We start from the raw sequence: 17987 nt of genomic DNA on the forward strand, positions 1-17987 counted from the left end.
TCCCGTACCTCACGCGTGGGCGGGGGCCGCCGGGATCGGGAGGACGTCGAGGGCCGGCTGGCGACGTCGGCCGATGAGCTTGATCAGCTCGTCGACGACGATGAGCGAGGCGGCGAGACCGGTGCAGATGCACCACTGGGCGAAGGTCAGGCCGGTGGTGCCGAAGAGGCGCTGCAGGAAGTCGATGCTCGTGACGAGGATGATCGCCAGGAGCGCGATCCCGTAGCGCCGCAGCTGCGTCACGGCCGGGAGGGTGTCCCGGTCGAAGATCGTGTTCACCTGGTCGCGGCTCAGCAGCGCCCCCGCGAGGTGGAACAGCGACAGCGTGGTGAGCAGCATCGTCGCGGCGACCACGGCGCCCTCCTGGGCGTCGCCGATCTGGTAGGCCACCAGCGCGCCGATCGTCATCACGGCACCCTGGATGCACAGACGGATCCAGTTCGCGCGCGAGAGGACCGGGGCTCCCACGGGGCGCGGCGGGCGGGCCATCAGGCCGCGTGCCGGTTGGTCGAACCCGAGGGCGATCGCGAGCGGGATGTCGACGACCATGTTGAGCCACAGGATCTGCAGCGGGTTCAGGGGTGAGCCGTTGGCGATGTCGAGGACACCGGCAGCGAGGAAGACGGCGATGTAGGCCACCAGGGTGGACATCTGGAACCGCAGGTACTTCAGCAGGTTGTCGTAGAGCGTCCGGCCGTAGGAGACCGCGCCGACGATGGTGGCGAAGTTGTCGTCCGTCAGGATCATCACGGCGGCCTGCTTGGAGACCTCGGTGCCGGTGATGCCCATGGCGACGCCGATGTCCGCGGTCTTCAGGGCCGGCGCGTCGTTGACGCCGTCACCGGTCATCGCGACCACGTTGTCCATGCGCTTGAGCAGGGTCACGAGGCGGACCTTGTCCTCCGGCGCCACCCGCGCGATGACGCCGATGTCGTCCAGCTGACCGAGCAGCTCGTCGTCGGTCATCGACGCGAACTCGTGGCCCGTCACCGCCCGGCCCGGGATCCCCAGCTCGGTCGCGATGGCGGCCGCGGTGGTGGCGTGGTCGCCGGTGATCATCCGCACCCGGATCCCGGCGTCGCGGCACTCCGCGATGGCGGCCTTCGCCTCGGCCCGCGGCGGGTCGACGATGCCGACCATCGCGAGCAGGGTGAGGTCGTGGACGTGGTCGATCAGGTCGCCCCCGGCCTGGAGGACCTGCGGGTCGAGGTCGCGCTGGGCGACCACCATGACGCGCTCGCCGGCGTTCGCGATGTTGTCGTTCGCCTCGAGGGCGAGGTGCTGGTTGTCCGGGGTGATCGGCACCAGTGTCCCGTCGGGGCTCCGGAAGGTGGTCGCGCGTGCGATCAGCACGTCGGGTGCGCCCTTGACGTAGCAGCGGACGACGGGGCGGCCGTCGTCCGCCGTCATCTCGTGGAACGTCGCCATGAACTTGTAGTCGGAGTCGAACGGCACCTCGGCGACCCGTGGCAGCGCGGACCGGGTCCCGGCGATGTCCAGCCCGCCCTTCGCGCCCAGCACGATCAGCGCACCCTCGGTCGGGTCGCCGATCAGGCTCTCCCCGTCGAGCACCGCGTCCGCACACAGCACCATCGGCAGGAGGTAGGGGTCGAGGTCGTGGTTCTGGCCGCCGACGTGGGTGAACTCGCCGACCGTGCTGTAGCCCTCACCCGAGACCGTGTAGCGGTTCTGGCCGGGGATGAGCAGCTGCCGGGCGGTCATCTTGTTGAGGGTCAGCGTGCCGGTCTTGTCCGAGCAGATCGCGGACGTCGAGCCCAGCGTCTCCACCGCCGGCAGCCGCTTGACGATGGCGTGGCGGTTCGCGATCTCCCGGGTGCCCATCGACAACAGGGCGGTCACCACGGCCGGGAGCCCGGTCGGGATGGCGGCCACCGCGAGCGCGACGCCGGTGACGAAGAGGGCGTCGAACGACTCGCCACGTGCGAGCCCCAGCATCAGGACCAGGAGCAGCGCCACCCCGGCGATGCTCGCGATGATCTTGGACAGCGAGTCGAGCTGCTTCTGCAGCGGCGTCTTGCTGGTCTCGGCGCTGGCGAGCATGTTGGCGATGTGGCCGATCTCGGTCTTCATGCCCGTGGCCGTCACGATCATCTCGCCGCGCCCGCGGGTGACGGAGGTGTTCATGTACGCCATGCAGGTTCGGTCGCCGAGCGGAACGTCCTCGCCCAGGACGGGTTCGACCGACTTCCCGACGGGCAGGCTCTCGCCGGTCAGCGCCGCCTCCTCGATCTCCAGCGTCGCCGCCAGGTAGATCCGTCCGTCGGCCGGGATCAGGTTGCCCGCCTCCACGAGCACGACGTCGCCGGGCACCAGGTCCTGGGCGTCGATCTCGACGGCCTGGCCGTCGCGGCGTACCCGCGCGATCGTCTTCATCATCTGGGCCAGCGCCTTGACGCTCTCCTCAGCCTTGGACTCCTGGCGGAGCCCGATCACGGCGTTGAACACGGTCAGGCCGGCCAGCAGCACCGTGGTCCCGGTCTCCTGCGTCACGATCTGGTTGACGGCGGCCGCCACCAGGAGGATGACCTGCATGAAGTCCTGGTACTGCCGCAGGAAGGCCTTCAGGCCGGACTCCTTGGCGGTCTCCGAGAGTCGGTTCGCGCCCATCGACTCCAGCCGCGCCGTCGCCTCCTGTGCGGAGAGGCCTGTCTCGGGGACGACGCCGAACGCCTGGGCGACCTGTGCCGTGTCGGAGCTGACCGGATCGATCGTCGGGCTCGCGGCGCCAGGGACTGCATGCTCCGTCGTCATCAGCGACTCTCCTGTCGTCTCCATCGGACGTTGCCGCGCCGGTTCCGTGGCTCGAAAGTAGGCGTCGACAGGGAGGGACGCCTCACCCACAGCGGAGTAGTTTCCGGCGGCGGTCCGGGGAACGAACAGGGCCCCCGACCGTCTGGTCGGGGGCCCTGTTCACTGGGTGCGCGAGGGGGGATTTGAACCCCCACGCCCTTTCGGACACTGCGACCTGAACGCAGCGCGTCTGCCGTTCCGCCACTCGCGCGAGAAGCGGGCTCAGGCTACCCCACCCCCAACGGGCCCTCCCAATCGGCCGGACGCCGGGGCGCCACCGTGGCGCAGCAGCGCCCGGCCGGTACGCTCGGCCGCACCGGTCGGGCGGTCGTTTGTGCCTGCCCACCACGACGGTTCGACGAGAGGAGGCCTGACGATGAACCCCTTGCAGCGCTTCGAGCAGCGGCTCGAGACCGTGATCTCCGGTGTCTTCGCGCGGGCCTTCCGCAGCGCCGTGCAGCCCGTCGAGATCGCCGCCGCCCTCCAGCGCGAGTGCGACAACAACGCGCAGGTGCTGAGCCGGCAGCGCCGGCTGGTGCCCAACGACTTCCACGTCGAGCTGTCCGTCGCCGACCTCGAGCGCATCGTCGGCCTCGGCCGCGCGCTCGAGCAGGACCTCGTCGACCAGCTGCAGGACCACGCCGACGCCCAGGGCTACGTCTTCACAGGGCCCATCAGCATCGCCTTCGAGTCCGCCGACGACCTGACCACCGGCCGCTTCCGGATCCGGTCCAAGGCGCAGGCGAGCGTCACCGACAACGACCAGCGCACCCGCACCCGCTCCTCCCACGCCACCCTCGAGGTCAACGGCACCCGCCACCCGCTGCGGCCGCCCGGCCTGGTGGTCGGCCGTGGCACCGAGGCCGACCTGCGGATCAACGACCCCGGCGTGAGCCGGCGCCACCTCGAGCTCGAGGTGAGCATCGACGGCGTCGAGGCGGTCGACCTCGGCTCGACCAACGGGATCCTCGTCGACGGGTCGAAGGTGGCTCGCGCCCGCCTGCGCGACGGGTCGACCATCCGCATCGGACACACCGAGATGACGGTCCGCATCGACGGCGGACGCGACGAGGCCGGGGGCTGGAATGTCTGAGCTGACCCTCTTCCTCATCCGCATGGCGTTCCTGGCCATCCTCTGGATCTTCGTCCTGTCCGCGATCTCGGTGATCCGCTCCGACATGTTCGGCGCGCGGGTCCCCGAGACGGCGCGCAACGGCGCGCCCGCGCCTGCCCGCAAGGGCAAGGGCAACGCGAAGGCCAACAAGAAGCCGCGCCGCGGTGCCCCCACCCACCTGCTCGTCGTCGAGGGTGAGAACCCCGGCACCCGCGCCGAGCTCGCCGACGCCCCGCTCCTCATCGGCCGCGGCAGCGACGCGGCGATCAAGCTCGACGACGACTACGTCTCCACCCGCCACGCCCGTGTCGCGGTGAGCGGCGACGAGTGGTTCGTGGAGGACCTCGGCTCGACCAACGGCACCTACGTCGGCCCCGTCCGCATCACGCAGCCCACCACCATCGGCCTCGGTGTCCAGGTCCGCGTCGGCAAGACGATCCTGGAGCTGCGGAAGTGATGTACCTCCACTACTCCGCGATCTCCGACGTCGGCCGCGTGCGCCGCGAGAACCAGGACAGCGGCTACGCCGGTCCATGGCTGCTGACCGTCTGCGACGGCGTCGGCGGCGCGGTCCGTGGCGACCTCGCCTCGAGCACCGCCGTGCAGGCGCTGCGCAAGCTCGACCAGGAGCCGGACGACGACATCCTCGGCCAGGTGGCCGGCGCCGTGCACCGCGCCGACGACCGCATCGCCGAGCTGGTCGAGGAGGACCCTGCCCTCAACGGCACCTCCACCACCGCCACCGTCGCGCTCTTCGACGGCACCCGCTTCGGGATCGGTCACATCGGCGACAGCCGCGCCTACCTCTACCGCCGCGGCGAGCTGCGCCAGCTCACCCACGACCACACCTTCGTCCAGTCGCTCATCGACGAGGGCCGGATCACCGAGGAGCAGTCGCGGACCCACCCGCACCGCAACCTCATCCTCAAGGCGCTCGACGGCATCCGCCACGAGGAGCCCGACCTCTTCGAGTTCCCCGCAGAGCCGGGCGACCGCGTGTTCCTCTGCAGCGACGGCGCGTGCGGCACGCTCACCCACGACCGGATGGCCGAGATCCTCGGCACCGGCACCCCCGACTTCGCCGCCGTGGAGCTCGTACGCGCGAGCCTCGAGGCCGGCAGCACCGACAACGTCACCTGCCTCGTCGCCGACGTCTCCGAGGAGGCGCCGCCCGAGGACCTCACGCCCCTCCTCGTCGGCGCGGCCGCCGACCTGCCGCGGCGCCTGCCGCTCGGCGGCGCGGTCGGCGGGCTGTTCCGTGGCCACCGCTCCGGCGACACCGGCGAGATCCCGCCCGTCCCCGACGACGTGCCCGAGGGCGCCTACGTCGCCGACCCGATCGACCCCGAGGCCGCGCGCTACGCGCCCCGGGACCCCGGTCGTCACGCCTGGCTGCGCCGGCTGCTGATGGCCGCCGTGCTGCTCGGCCTGGGCTGGGTCGTGCTGGCCGCCGGCTGGTCGTGGAGCCAGCAGCAGTTCTACGTCGCCGAGGACGGCGGGAAGGTCACGATCTTCCGCGGCATCGACGCCAGCCTGCCCGGCGTCTCGCTCTCCCACCCCTACGAGGTCACCGACGTCGAGCTGACCCGGCTCAGCGACATCGACGCCGAGCAGGTCCGCGAGGGCATCGAGTCCGACGACCTGGAGGACGCGCGGCTGACCGTGGACAACTACGCCGCGCGCCAGGACGTCGACTAGGAGTGACGGGCAGACGCGTATGAGTCAGACCGGGACCCTCATGGGCTTCGTGCACCGGCGCCGCCGGGGTGCGGAGCTGTTCCTGCTCGTGCTCGCCCTGATGGTCGGCATCGGGGCCTACGCCGCCGTCGGCCTCGGAGTCGAGGGCGTCGTCCCCGCCGACCTCGTCGGCTACGGCGGCTGGCTGACCGCGCTGATCGTCGCCGCCCACATCACCGTGCGCATCGTCGCGCCCTACGCCGACCCGGTCCTGCTGCCGCTCGTCGCCGCGCTCAACGGGCTCGGCCTCGCCGTGATCCGCCGCCTCGACCTGACCTACGAGGCCAACGGGCTCGCCCAGCACACCTTCGCCCGCCAGCAGCTCACCTGGATGACGCTCGGCGTGATCCTGTTCATCGCCACGCTGGTCCTGCTGCGCGACCACCGGGTGCTCCAGCGGTTCACCTACACCGCGGGCCTGCTCGGCATCCTGCTGCTGATCCTGCCCTTCCTCCCCCTCGTCGGGCGCGAGATCAACGGCGCCCGCATCTGGATCAACGTGGCCGGCTTCAGCTTCCAGCCGGGCGAGGTCGCCAAGGTGCTGCTGGTGATCGCGTTCGCCGGCTACCTCGTGCTCCACCGCGACGCCCTCGCGCTCGCCGGGCGCCGGGTCGTGTTCATCGACCTGCCCCGCGGCCGCGACCTCGGCCCGATCCTGGCGATGTTCGGCGTCTCGATGATGATCCTCGTCCTCCAGAACGACCTGGGCTCCTCACTCCTGTTCTTCGGCCTGTTCCTCGCGATGCTCTACGTCGCCACCGAGCGCCCCGGCTGGCTCGTCGTCGGCGGGCTGCTGTTCGGCGCCGGCGCGCTGGCGGCGTACACCTTCGTCGGCAACGTGCAGAACCGCTTCAACTTCTGGCTGCACCCGATGGACCACTACGACGACACGCCCGGCAGCTACCAGCTCGTCGAGGCGCTGTTCGGGCAGGGCTGGGGCGGGTTGATCGGCCGCGGCTTCGGCAACGGCTTCCCCGAGCGGGTGCCGTTCGCCTACTCCGACTTCATCATCTCCACGATCGGCGAGGAGCTCGGCCTGAGCGCGATCATGGCGGTGATCCTCTGCTACGGCCTGATCGTGGAGCGGGCGCTGCGCATCGCGCTCATCTCGCGCGACGGCTTCGGCAAGCTGCTCGCCGTCGGCCTGGGCGCCATCGTCGCCCTCCAGGTCTTCGTCGTCGTCGGCGGCGTCACCGGCCTCATCCCGCTGACCGGCCTGACCACGCCGTTCCTCTCCTACGGCGGCTCCTCGCTGGTGGCCAACTGGGTCATCGTCGCGCTGCTGCTGCGAGTGTCCGACCAGGCCCGCCGGCCCGCGCCCCGCCTCGACCCCGTCGACGACGCGGGCGAGGACAGCGAGAGCACCCAGGTGGTGAAGCTGCGGTGAACAAGCCCATCCGGGTCGTGTCGGTCTTCTGCCTCGTCCTGTTCCTGGCGCTGCTCGTCAACGCCTCCTACCTGATGTACGTCCGCGCGGACAGCCTGTCCGACGACCCCCGCAACCGGCGGATCATCACCGCGACCTTCTCCCGCGAGCGCGGTGCGATCCTCGTCGGCAAGGAGGCGATCGCCCGCAGCGTGCCGTCCGACGACAAGTACAAGTTCCAGCGCACCTACTCCCAGCCGTACAAGTACGCCCCCATCACCGGCTACTTCTCCTGGTACGGCCAGACCGGTGTGGAGAGCTCGCAGAACTCCGTGCTCGCCGGCGACGACTCGCGGCTGTTCGTCACCCGCCTCGTCGACATGCTCAGCAACAGCGACCCCAAGGGCGGCAACGTCCAGCTGGCGACCAACGCCGCCGCGCAGGACGCCGCCTGGGATGGCCTCGAGGGCCTGCCGGGCGACGCGCAGGGTGCCGTCGTGGCGCTCGAGCCGACGACCGGCCGGGTGCTGGCGATGGCCTCCACCCCGACGTTCGACCCGAACAAGCTCGCCTCGCACGACTTCGGCGCCGTGGCCGACCTCAGCAAGGAGCTCAACGCCGACCCCCGCGAGCCGCTCATCAACCGCGCGATCGGCACCACGCTGCCTCCGGGGTCGACGTTCAAGCTGGTCACCGCCGCGGCCGCGATCGAGTCGGGCAACTACGACGCCGACTCCCAGGTCCCCGGTGGCTACCGCTTCAAGCTGCCGCAGTCCTCGACGACGGTCGGCAACTACGACGGCGGCAACTGCGGCGGTCGCCGGATCACCCTGACCCAGGCACTGCAGGTCTCGTGCAACGTCACCTTCATGAGCCTGGCCAACGAGCTCGGCGTCGACGCGATGGCCGAGCAGGCCGAGGCGTTCGGCTTCAACGACACCTCGCTGGAGGACCTCGGCGGGCAGGCCGAGTCGCTCTACCCGCGTGACCTCGACCCGCCGCAGACGGCCCTGTCGGGCATCGGCCAGTCGAGTGTCACCGCCACGCCGCTGCAGATGGCGATGGTCGCTGCCGCGATCGCCAACGACGGCGACGTGATGCGTCCCTACGTCGTCGACGAGGTGCGCGCCGCCAACCTGTCGGTGCTCGACCGCACCGACCCGCAGAGCATCAGCAAGGCGATCTCGAGCACCACCGCCGAGGAGCTGACCACGATGATGGTCGCGACCGTCGACTCCGGCACCGCGACCCCGGCCCAGATCCCGGGCGTGCAGGTCGCCGGCAAGACCGGCACCGCGCAGTCCACGGCCGACCGGCCGCCCTACGCCTGGTTCGTCTCCTTCGCCCCGGCCGACAACCCCCAGGTGGCCGTCGCCGTGCTGGTGCAGTCGAGCGACACCTCGCGCTCGGAGATCGGCGGCGGGCGCCTCGGCGGCCCGATCGCCAAGGCGGTCATGGAGGCGGTGATCAACCAGTGACGGCGCTGACCCCGGGCGGCCACGTCGACGACGCCCACCGCTACCTCCTCGAGTCACGGATCGCCACCGGCGGCATGGGCGAGGTGTGGTCGGCGCGCGACACCGTCCTGGACCGGCCCGTGGCGGTCAAGGTGCTCAAGGCCGAGTACGCCGACGACGCGCTCTTCCGCACCCGCTTCGAGACCGAGGCGCGCAACGCCGCCGCGCTCCACCACCCCGGCATCGCCGCGGTCTTCGACTACGGGCAGGGCGCACCCACCGACGGGTCGTCGACCCACCGCCCCTACCTGGTCATGGAGCTCGTCGACGGCCAGCCGCTCTCCGCCCTGCTGCGACCCGGGGCGCCGCTCGACCCGGCCGCCACCCAGGAGCTGCTCGCCCAGGCCGCCGACGCCCTCGGCGTCGCCCACGCCGCCGGGATCGTGCACCGCGACGTGAAGCCCGCCAACCTGCTCGTCACCCCCGACCGCCGGATCAAGGTGACCGACTTCGGCATCGCCCGCGCGGCCGAGGGGATGGCGCTGACCCAGACCGGCGAGGTCATGGGCACGCCCGCCTACATCTCGCCGGAGCAGGCCGAGGGCACCTCCGCCACGGCGGCGTCCGACGTCTACTCCCTCGCCGTCGTGGCCTTCGAGTGCCTGGCCGGACGCAAGCCGTTCGTCGCCGACACCCCGGTCGGCACCGCGATCGCCCACCTGCGCAACCCGGTCCCCGACCTGCCCGACACGGTGCCCGCCGACCTCGCGGCCGTCGTACGCCGTGGCATGGCCAAGTCGCCCGGGGAGCGCTTCCCCGACGGTGCCGCGTTCGCCCGGGCGCTGCGTTCGCCCGCGTCGGTCACCGGGGCGGGGGCCGCCACCGTCGTCGCGCCGGCCGTCGCACCTGCGGGGGGCACGACAGAGGTGATGCCGGCGGCCGCACCTGCCCCCGCGCCCGCCCCGACACCGGCGCCCGAGCCGGCGCCCGCCCGACGACGTACGACGCCGTGGCCGCTGCTCATCGGGATCGCGGCCGTGCTGGCCGCCGTGCTGCTTGCCGTCTGGCTCGGCACCCGCGACGACGAGCCCACCGGCTCGACGGGCGACAACACCCCCTCGCAGGACCAGTCGCAGTCATCGAGCGAGGCACCCAGCCAGTCACCGAGCCAGACGCCCACGGACACGCCGACGGAGACTCCCACCGAGTCTCCCTCCGAGACGCCGAGCGAGACCCCGAGCGAGACGCCGACCGAGACCGAGCCGGCCACGGTCGAGGTCGACCCGGCGGCCTACGTCGGGCGCGACCGCAAGGACGTCGAGAAGGAGCTGCGCGACCTCGGCCTCGAGCCGGTCGCCGTGGAGCTCGAGAACCCCGGCGACCAGCCGGACGGCATCGTGGAGTCGGTCGAACCGAGCGGCACGCTCCAGGAGGGCGACCAGGTGACGGTCAGCTTCTGGGCCAAGATCCCGCCCGGCCAGCAGAAGGACGACGAAGGGAACGACGAGGGATGACGCAGCCGGAGCCGACGCTCATCGGCGGCCGCTACGAGCTCGGCGAGCTCCTCGGCCGAGGTGGCATGGCCGAGGTCCGCAAGGGCAAGGACCAGCGCCTCGGTCGCACGGTCGCGGTCAAGCGGCTGCGCACCGACCTCGCGAGCGACGCCACCTTCCAGGCCCGGTTCCGCCGCGAGGCGCAGTCGTCCGCGTCGCTCAACCACCCCTCGATCGTCTCGACGTACGACACGGGCGAGGAGATGGCCACCGACGGGTCCGGGGTCGCCCAGCCCTACATCGTGATGGAGTGCGTCGAGGGGCGCACGCTGCGCGACATCCTGCGGGAGGGTCGCAAGATCCTTCCCGAGCGGGCGCTCGAGATCACCGCCGGCGTGCTGTCCGCCCTCGACTACAGCCACCGCGCCGGGATCATCCACCGCGACATCAAGCCCGGAAACGTGATGCTCACCCCGTCGGGCGACGTGAAGGTGATGGACTTCGGCATCGCCCGCGCGATCTCCGACGCCTCCTCCACGATGACGCAGACCGCGGCCGTGGTCGGCACCGCTCAGTACCTCTCCCCCGAGCAGGCGCGCGGCGAGACCGTGGACTCACGGTCCGACGTCTACTCGACCGGGTGCATGCTCTACGAGCTCCTCACCGGCCGGCCGCCGTTCGTCGGCGACAGCCCCGTCGCGGTCGCCTACCAGCACGTGCGCGAGCAGGCGGCCCCGCCGTCCGACCTCGACGACCAGCTCGACCCCGAGATCGACGCGATCGTGATGAAGTCGCTGGCCAAGCGCGTCGAGGACCGCTACCAGAGCGCGGCCGCGATGAAGGCCGACATCGAGCGCTACCTCGCCGGGCACCCGATCCAGGCGCCCGCCGTGCCGCCGCCGGCGGAGACTCAGTACGTCCCCCCGGTCCCGCCGGGCGACGCGACCTCGACCATGGCCGCCTCGCCGCCGCCCCAGCGCGACGAGCCGTCGCGCAGCCGCGCCGGGTGGTGGGTCCTCGCCGGGATCCTGGTCGTGGCCCTGCTCGCGGGCGGTGCGTACGTCCTCAACGGCATGCTCTTCGACGACGCGCCCGAGCGTTCCGCGGTGCCCAACGTCGTCGGCCTCACCGAGGACGAGGCGCGCCTCCAGATCGCCGACGCCGGCTTCGCGGTCGGCCGGATCACCCGGGAGACCTCCGAGACGGTCGCGCCCGACACGGTCATCTCGCAGGACCCCAACCGCGACGTCTTCGCCGACCCCGGCTCCTCGGTCGACTTCGTGCTCTCCCTGGGCAGGCCTGAGGTCGAGGTCCCGTTCGTCGTCGGCACGCTCCGCAAGGATGCGCGCGCCGCGATGCTCGCCCAGGACCTCAAGGTGCGCTTCCAGGAGGAGGACTCCGACGAGCCGCGCTTCCAGGTCCTCAGCACCGACCCGCCCGCCGGCACGTCGGTCGAGGAGGGCACCACGATCACGATCGTGTTCTCCGACGGCCCCGAGAAGATCCCCGACGTCCGCGGGCTGAAGCAGGGCCAGGCCGAGCGGGCCATCCGCGACGCGGGCTTCACCCCGGACGTACGCACCGACGCCGCCTCCACCGAGCCCAAGGGCACGGTCGTCGACCAGATCCCGGCCGGCGGCACCGCCGACCAGGGCAGCACCGTGACGATCTTCGTCTCCGCCTACGAGGAGCCGGTCGAGACGCCCACGGAGACGCCGACCGAGGCTCCCACCGAGACACCCACGGAGACACCCACCGTGCCTCCGACCGAGACGCCCACGGAGACCCCGCCGGCGTGACCGCGGTGATCGCCGCCGTGGACTACTCCGGGATCGGGGTCGCGTAGGTGAGGTCGAGCAGGCCCTCGTAGGGCGGCGCGACCGCCGAGTCCAGGCGGGTCATGTCCCACGAGACGCCGCCGCCGGGCACGAGGGTGTAGTCGCGGTAGGTCGCGAGGATGGGGTCGGTGGTGAGCTCGGCCTCCATCGCGGCCGGGTCGCCGATGCCCACGATCACGTAGGGCGGCGAGTAGGGGATGCCGTGGAGGGTGACCTGGTTGCCCTCGCACTTGATGCCGGTCGTGGAGATCAGCCGCTGCCCCTGGATGGTGACCGCCTCGGCGCCGGCGTTCCACATGGCGTTGGCGACGGCCTGGATGTCCTGCTGGTGCACCACCAGGTCGTTGGGGTCGCCCTCGTAGGCCATCCGCGACTCCTCGGAGGCGTCGTCGAGGGAGACCTTCACGGCCTGGCCGGTCTTCTCGGTCAGCCCCGCGGGGTCGACGAGGGTCGCGATCTCGTCCTGCGCGCGCTTGACCGACCGGTCGCCGAGCTGGGTGCTGAGCGCCTCGACCTCGGCGTTGAGCGAGCCGGCCTGCGCGGTGAGCTCGGCCGCCTCGTCGCGCTCGGCGCGGACCACGGAGGCGAGGTCGGTGAGCCGTCCGCCGCGGAGGTCGAAGCCGTCGCTCTGCTCCGCGCTGACCGCGAACAGGCCTCCGATGAGCAGGATCATGACCGGGGTCGCCACCCGCCACAGGCGACGACGCCCGGGGGACGAGTGGGACGGTGACCGCATGACGACTACGCTAACCCCCCGTCGGGCACCGTACCGCCCGTGACCGGCGCTGCGAGCGCGCCGGGACCCTGACAGACCAGCCCCAGGAGCAGCAGTGTCGAAGTCCCCCACGGTCACCTCCCCGGAGAAGACGTCGCTCTTCACCCCGAGGTTCGTGATCGCCCTGGTGCTCATCCTCGCCGGCATCGGCTGGCTGGTCTTCTACTACGTCCAGGCCCGGGGCAACCCGCTCGCCTTCCCGCCGGTCGAGGGCACGCCCAAGGCTGTCGCCGACCTCGGCGACTGGAACTACCTCATCGGCTTCGGGCTCCTGCTGGTCGGCCTGATGGTCTCCGCCCACCCCTCCACGCCCCTCGGCCGCGGCCGCGGCGTCGTGGTCGGCATGCTGGGCTGCTTCCTCATCGGCCTGGTGTGGATCTGCACCTTCTACGTCTTCTCCGACGACCTCTCCAAGCTGCCGATCTTCAACGACCTCGGCCAGTGGAACCTCGTCGTCGGCATCGCCTTCATGGCGGTCGGGTTCAGCTTCGCGACCAAGTGGGAGTAGGTTCTCCCTCGGCCCGGTGATCCGGGTCACCACGGCACTCTCGCCTCGAGCGGTGAGTGAGGCGCCTTCCTGGGGAAGGGAAGGCGTCTCTCTCACCGCTCGAGTCGATTTCAGGGCGACTTGTCAGGCACGGAGATATCCCCACTGTGGACAACGCCTGTGGAGAATTACACGCCTGTAGTTATCCACACCTGTGTGCACAGCTGGGGAGAACGAGCGCGGCGCTCGACGCCCCGGCTCACGATGCCCGCGAGACGACGCAGCCCCCGCCTCCGCGTCGTACGACGAGGGGGCGGGGGCCGGTGAGCCCGCCCGGGCAGGCGTCAGGACAGGGCGACGTCCTGCACGAGCGCGAGCCCGAGGAGGACGGCCAGCAGGAGGCCCAGGCCGACCCACTGCACGAGCGCGCGCCTGGAGGCCGGGGCGTAGGCGATGATCGCCGCTGCCAGCGCCCCGCCGAGGAGGCCACCGAGGTGGCCCTGCCAGGAGATGTAGCGCCAGCCCACCACCGTGATGACGACGCCGAGGACGAGGTTCTGCACGAGCCACTGCGAGTTGAGCCGGGCCTTGCGGGCCAGGACCAGCAGGGCGCCCAGCAGACCGAAGATCGCTCCGGAGGCACCGACGGTGGAGGTGAAGTCGTAGCTGAACCACACCACCATCACCGATCCGGCGACGGCGCTGATCAGGTAGATGGCCAGGAAGCGCGCCCGGCCCACGATGCCCTCGAGCGCAGGGCCGAAGAGGAACAGGGCGAACATGTTCATCGCCAGGTGCCAGATCTCGACGTGGGTGAACGCCGCCGTCAGCAGCTGCCACCAGGCCCCGTCGGAGAAGCCGGCCTGGAAGGTCGCCCCTGACGCCTCGCAGACCCGCTCCTCGATGTCGTAGAGCGAGCCGTTGGCCGGGTCGCACACCCCGACCGGTCGCAGCGCCAGCAGGTGGGTCAGCCACGAGGTGCGACCACCCGTGATGGTGATCGCCAGCCACACCACCGCGTTGATGCCGATCAGGACGAACGTCGTCAGCCGCGGGTCGGCGCTGCGCTCCCCGCCGTACATGGCGCGGTTCTGGCGCGAGCCCTTGCTGGCCTCCTTGACGCAGTCGGGGCACTGGAAGCCCACCGCGGCGTCACGCATGCAGTCCGGACAGATCGGCTTGTCGCAGCGCTGGCAGCGGATCCAGGTCTCGCGGTCGGGGTGCCGGTAGCAGGTGGGCACCCCGGCCGCGGTCTGGTCCGCGGACGGCCCCTCAGGCGGCTGGGTCATGGCGGGGACGTGGCTGGGTCAACGTGGATCGCGTCGCGGTGTGCGGACCGGGGTGGGTCAGCGCTCGATGGTGACCGACTCGAAGACCACCGGCTCCTGCGGGCGGTCCATCGCGCCGGTGGGGGAGGTGGCGATCGCGTCGACCACGTCGCGGCTGGCCTGGTCGGCCACCTCACCGAAGATCGTGTGCTTGCGGTTGAGCCACGGGGTGGCGCCGACGGTGATGAAGAACTGCGAGCCGTTGGTGCCCGGGCCGGCGTTGGCCATCGCGAGAAGGTAGGGCTTGTCGAAGACCAGCTCGGGGTGGATCTCGTCCTTGAAGGTGTAGCCCGGGCCGCCGGTGCCGGTGCCGAGGGGGCAACCGCCCTGGATCATGAAGCCGTCGATGACGCGGTGGAAGCCGAGGCCGTCGTAGTACTTCTCGCCCGAGCGGCCGGCGTCGTCGCGGTAGTCCTTGGTGCCCTCGGCGAGGCCGACGAAGTTCTCGACGGTCTCGGGAGCGTGGTTGGGGAACAGGTTGACGACGATGTCGCCCCGGTTGGTCTTGAAGGTCGCCTTGGGGTCGGCCATGGGATGTACCTCTCAGCTGTGGGTCTGTCGTACGTCGAAGTGGCGCGGCACGGCTGCCGTGCGCCTCGATCCTGCCACGCCGCGCCCACCCGCGAGCCAGGCAGGGCGCCCGCGTGACGTCGTCCGTCTCGCCCACCCGGTCGGGGCTGGTCGCGTCAGGGTGGCCGTGGTGAGATGGAGCCACACTGACTGAGGAGGTCACGCATGCCTTTCGGCCGCAAGAAGTCCCTGATGGACCGTGCGCACGACTACGTGGAGCAGCTCTCGGAGACCGTCACCGACACCGTCGTCCCCCAGCTGGAGTCGGCGTGGGAGCAGGCGGTGGAGAAGGCCGGACCCGCGCTGACCGACGCGCGTGACAAGGCCCAGCCGCTGCTCGAGGAGGGGCGCACCCGCGCCACCGAGGCGGCCGCGGCCGGAGCCGCGCTCGCAGCCGTCAAGGGCGCCGAGGCGCGCGAGAAGGCTGCCCCGCTGCTGGCCGAGGCACGCGCCACCGCCGCCGACAAGGCGGCCGTCGCCGCCGCTCTCGCTTCCGAGCGGGCCGCGGAGGGTCGCGACATCGCCGTGGCCAAGGTCAACGAGCTGCGTGGCGTCGAGCCCGAGCCGCAGGGCAGCAAGCTGAAGAAGCTCCTGGTGCTCACCGGGCTGCTCGCCGTCGGCGGTTTCGTGTTCAGCAAGCTCAAGGGCAAGCAGGACGCCGAGGCCAACTGGCAGTCGACCTACGTGCCACCGGCCCCGCCGAAGCCCGCCACCACGACCGGGTCGGCCACCCCGCCGCCCACGCCCGCCTCCCCGGCCGCGACGTCGGCCGCACCCGGCGGCGACCCGCTCACCGACCCGCTGCCCGACGAGGTCACGGCCGACGACGTCGTGACCGTCGACCCGCCGGCCACCGACGACACCGGCGGCGGCGCCCCGGGCGAGGCGATCAGCGACTCGATCGAGGAGGCGCACCCGCCGACCGACCCCGACGCGCCCGCCGACGTGATCGACATCGACGACGTGCCCCGCAAGAACTAGCAGCACCCGCAGCACCGCACCGGGCGGTGCCCCACCCACACTCGACTGGTTCAAGACGTGGGTGGGGCACCGCCCGAGTCGCGTGCACGGCGTGTCGTCGGTCGGGCGGTGGCTCAGCCACCTTCGGCCGGCTCCCGATGTGGGTGGGCCACCGCTCGGGGCGCCCGGAGGGTCAGGGCGCGTCGACGCGGTTGGTCTCGATCCAGTCGTCGATGTGCTCCCACCAGTTGAAGAGCCACTCGATGCGCTCCTCGCGGTCGACCGGGATCTCCTCGCGGGCCACCCGCCACCACCGCATGGTGATCTGCTTGTCCATCGGCAGCTCGCGCCACACGTCGCCGACGGTCAGCATGTGGTCGAGCCCGGTGTGGGCAACCATCAGCACGTCGGCCTCGGGCGCGGCCTCGAGCGCGGCCAGTACGCCGCCGGGGCGGGGCGCCAGGACGTGGACCATCTCCTCCGCGCGGACCGCCATCCGCTCCAGGCCGAGCCGGCGGAGCCGGGCGATCGCGCGGTCGCGGCGCGCCGCGGTGAAGTTGCCGCCCTCGGGGAAGATCACGAAGGCGTCGTTGTGGTCGAGGCCCGTCGCGAGCGACGCGATCTGCGACTCGAGGTCCTCCCCGGCCGCCGGGTTGGGGGAGATGAAGCGGGCCGGGACCCGGTTGAGGATCACGTCGATCGCCGGGTCCCAGGCGAGGGTGTTCTTGAGGACCACGCGCGGCTCGCGGTGGTACCAGTGCAGCAGGGCGTACATCAGCACGAACGAGTCGCCGGGCCCCGCGTGGCGGCACATCACCAGCACCGGACCGTCGGGCACCCGCGACGGGTGCGGCCCGTCGGTGCGGATCCGCAGCGCCAGCACGCGCCGGGCCTCGCGGAAGAACACGATCAACGTGCCCTGCACCAGGTCGTAGTGGATGCCCGCGAAGTAGGGCGAGCGGATCCGCCAGCCGAAGCCGCTGGCCAGCCACAGGCCGAGCAGCACCGCGAGCATCAGCGTCTCGAAGGTGGCGTACAGCAGCACCAACCACAGCACGCGCAGCGCGCGCCACCGGCCGGGCAGCACCGGAGCGAGCGCCGCCGCCACCAGCAGCCAGCCCGGCAGGGTCACCCACATCAGCACCGTCAGCGCAATCACCGCCGGGGCCACCACCAGCCGACGGAGCACCCACACGAGCGAGCGCCTCATGGCCGGCCGAGCTCCGCGTCGAGATAGTCCCGCGAGGCGACGTACGTCGCGTCGATGCGCGCCTGCACGCCCGAGAAGTCGCGGTGGGAGAGCAGCGAGTCGTCGCGTGACGACGTGCCGGCGGCGGGCAGCACGTGGGCCTCGACGCCGTCGGGGATCGTCGCCATGTCGCGCGTGAAGCGGTGGCGGCGGGCCACCTCGAAGCTCACCCGCGCGACCTCCCACGGTCGGGTCGGCACCCGCAGCGGCCGGTCGATCCGGCCGACCTGGAGCACGAAGACGCGGGTGGCGCCGAGCTCGACCGCCCGGCCCACCGGGATGGAGTTCACGAGCCCACCGTCAAGGAAGTGCTCGCCGTCGACCTCAGCCGGCGGGAGGAGGCCGGGCACGGCGGCGCTGGCGAGGATCGCCGGCACGATCGGCCCCTCGGTGAACCAGTGCTCGGCCGCACGCTCGATGCTCGCCGCGCACACCTCGAGCCGCACCGGGAGGTCCTCGAAGCGTGCGCTGCCGAGCTCCTCCTCCAGGCGGGTGCGCAACGGCTGGGAGGAGTAGATGTGGGTGCCGGTCGAGACGGCTCGCCGGACCGTGCGCAGCGGCCGGTCGCCGTACACGTCCCGTCCCTCCGCCGTGGCGACCCACAGGTCGGTGAGCCGGTCCACGACCGCGAGCTCGGGCTGCCGGGCGACCATCGCGCCGTTGAGGGCACCGACGCTCGTGCCCAGGACGAGGTCCGGGACGATGTCGCGCTCGAGCAGCGCCCGCAGCATGCCGACCTCGACGGCACCCAGGACGCCGCCGCCACCGAGGACGAACGCGGTCACCATGGGTCGACCCTAGT

Annotated in this window: 15 protein-coding genes and 1 tRNA gene; 9 read left to right on the plus strand and 7 right to left on the minus strand. The window is 71.6% G+C overall.

Annotation, left to right across the window (positions count from 1 at the left end; translation table 11 throughout):
- Positions 1–9: 9 nt before the first annotated feature.
- Both JOD65_RS02890 and JOD65_RS02895 read right to left on the minus strand, forming a co-directional pair.
- Positions 10–2772: a cation-translocating P-type ATPase gene (locus JOD65_RS02890; RefSeq protein WP_191193840.1), complete on the minus strand. Its 2763-nt coding sequence runs from the start codon at positions 2770–2772 to the stop codon at positions 10–12.
- Positions 2773–2939: 167 nt separating this feature from the next.
- Positions 2940–3022: transfer RNA gene (locus JOD65_RS02895), tRNA-Leu, on the minus strand.
- Between the two features lie 165 nt (positions 3023–3187).
- On the opposite strand from JOD65_RS02895, the gene JOD65_RS02900 reads away from it, so the two are divergent.
- From JOD65_RS02900 to pknB, 7 genes are read left to right on the plus strand one after another with little or no spacing between them, the layout of a single operon-like run.
- The gene (locus JOD65_RS02900) at positions 3188–3904 is read left to right on the plus strand and encodes an FHA domain-containing protein (protein ID WP_191193839.1); all 717 of its coding nucleotides are present in this window, start codon (positions 3188–3190) and stop codon (positions 3902–3904) included.
- Positions 3897–4382 carry an FHA domain-containing protein FhaB/FipA gene (locus tag JOD65_RS02905; protein WP_191193838.1) on the plus strand — a complete coding sequence of 162 codons (486 nt, stop codon included), beginning with the start codon at positions 3897–3899 and terminating at the stop codon, positions 4380–4382. Before JOD65_RS02900 ends, JOD65_RS02905 begins: the two co-directional genes overlap by 8 nt.
- Positions 4382–5623, plus strand: a complete 1242-nt coding sequence (locus tag JOD65_RS02910; protein ID WP_191195376.1) for a PP2C family protein-serine/threonine phosphatase — start codon at positions 4382–4384, stop codon at positions 5621–5623. The genes JOD65_RS02905 and JOD65_RS02910 overlap by 1 nt, the downstream gene beginning before the upstream one ends.
- A gap of 19 nt (positions 5624–5642) precedes the next feature.
- Positions 5643–7049, plus strand: a complete 1407-nt coding sequence (locus JOD65_RS02915) for an FtsW/RodA/SpoVE family cell cycle protein (protein ID WP_191193837.1) — start codon at positions 5643–5645, stop codon at positions 7047–7049.
- Positions 7046–8506 (plus strand): peptidoglycan D,D-transpeptidase FtsI family protein, encoded by a 1461-nt coding sequence (locus tag JOD65_RS02920; protein ID WP_191193836.1) that lies wholly within the window; start codon positions 7046–7048, stop codon positions 8504–8506. Before JOD65_RS02915 ends, JOD65_RS02920 begins: the two co-directional genes overlap by 4 nt.
- On the plus strand, positions 8503–9999 hold the full coding sequence (locus tag JOD65_RS02925; protein WP_191193835.1) for a serine/threonine protein kinase: 1497 nt from the start codon (positions 8503–8505) through the stop codon (positions 9997–9999). Before JOD65_RS02920 ends, JOD65_RS02925 begins: the two co-directional genes overlap by 4 nt.
- Positions 9996–11777 carry a Stk1 family PASTA domain-containing Ser/Thr kinase gene (pknB, locus tag JOD65_RS02930; protein WP_191193834.1) on the plus strand — a complete coding sequence of 594 codons (1782 nt, stop codon included), beginning with the start codon at positions 9996–9998 and terminating at the stop codon, positions 11775–11777. Before JOD65_RS02925 ends, pknB begins: the two co-directional genes overlap by 4 nt.
- Before the next feature lie 22 nt (positions 11778–11799).
- Here pknB and JOD65_RS02935 read toward each other — a convergent pair whose 3' ends face one another.
- Positions 11800–12552, minus strand: coding sequence for a DUF881 domain-containing protein (locus JOD65_RS02935; protein WP_191193833.1), 753 nt, complete (start codon positions 12550–12552; stop codon positions 11800–11802).
- A 94-nt stretch (positions 12553–12646) separates the two neighbouring features.
- On the opposite strand from JOD65_RS02935, the gene JOD65_RS02940 reads away from it, so the two are divergent.
- Complete coding sequence (locus tag JOD65_RS02940) at positions 12647–13099, plus strand: cell division protein CrgA (protein WP_191193832.1); 453 nt, start codon at positions 12647–12649, stop codon at positions 13097–13099.
- A gap of 323 nt (positions 13100–13422) precedes the next feature.
- On the opposite strand, the gene JOD65_RS02945 is transcribed toward JOD65_RS02940, so the two are convergent.
- Both JOD65_RS02945 and JOD65_RS02950 read right to left on the minus strand, forming a co-directional pair.
- On the minus strand, positions 13423–14367 hold the full coding sequence (locus JOD65_RS02945) for a rhomboid family intramembrane serine protease (RefSeq protein WP_224747137.1): 945 nt from the start codon (positions 14365–14367) through the stop codon (positions 13423–13425).
- A gap of 57 nt (positions 14368–14424) precedes the next feature.
- Positions 14425–14937 (minus strand): peptidylprolyl isomerase, encoded by a 513-nt coding sequence (locus JOD65_RS02950; RefSeq protein WP_191193831.1) that lies wholly within the window; start codon positions 14935–14937, stop codon positions 14425–14427.
- A gap of 204 nt (positions 14938–15141) precedes the next feature.
- Here JOD65_RS02950 and JOD65_RS02955 point away from each other — a divergent pair, with 204 nt between their 5' ends.
- Entirely contained in the window at positions 15142–15957 is an 816-nt protein-coding gene (locus JOD65_RS02955; RefSeq protein WP_191193830.1) for a hypothetical protein, read from the plus strand.
- 172 nt (positions 15958–16129) lie between these two features.
- Here the strand turns inward: JOD65_RS02955 and JOD65_RS02960 are convergent, their stop codons facing one another.
- Together JOD65_RS02960 and JOD65_RS02965 are read right to left on the minus strand one after the other, a co-directional pair.
- On the minus strand, positions 16130–17146 hold the full coding sequence (locus tag JOD65_RS02960; RefSeq protein ID WP_191193829.1) for a 1-acyl-sn-glycerol-3-phosphate acyltransferase: 1017 nt from the start codon (positions 17144–17146) through the stop codon (positions 16130–16132).
- Complete coding sequence (locus tag JOD65_RS02965; protein ID WP_191193828.1) at positions 17143–17973, minus strand: patatin-like phospholipase family protein; 831 nt, start codon at positions 17971–17973, stop codon at positions 17143–17145. Before JOD65_RS02965 ends, JOD65_RS02960 begins: the two co-directional genes overlap by 4 nt.
- Positions 17974–17987 lie beyond the last annotated feature (14 nt).

This window comes from Nocardioides cavernae, assembly GCF_016907475.1.
Taxonomy (GTDB): domain Bacteria; phylum Actinomycetota; class Actinomycetes; order Propionibacteriales; family Nocardioidaceae; genus Nocardioides; species Nocardioides cavernae.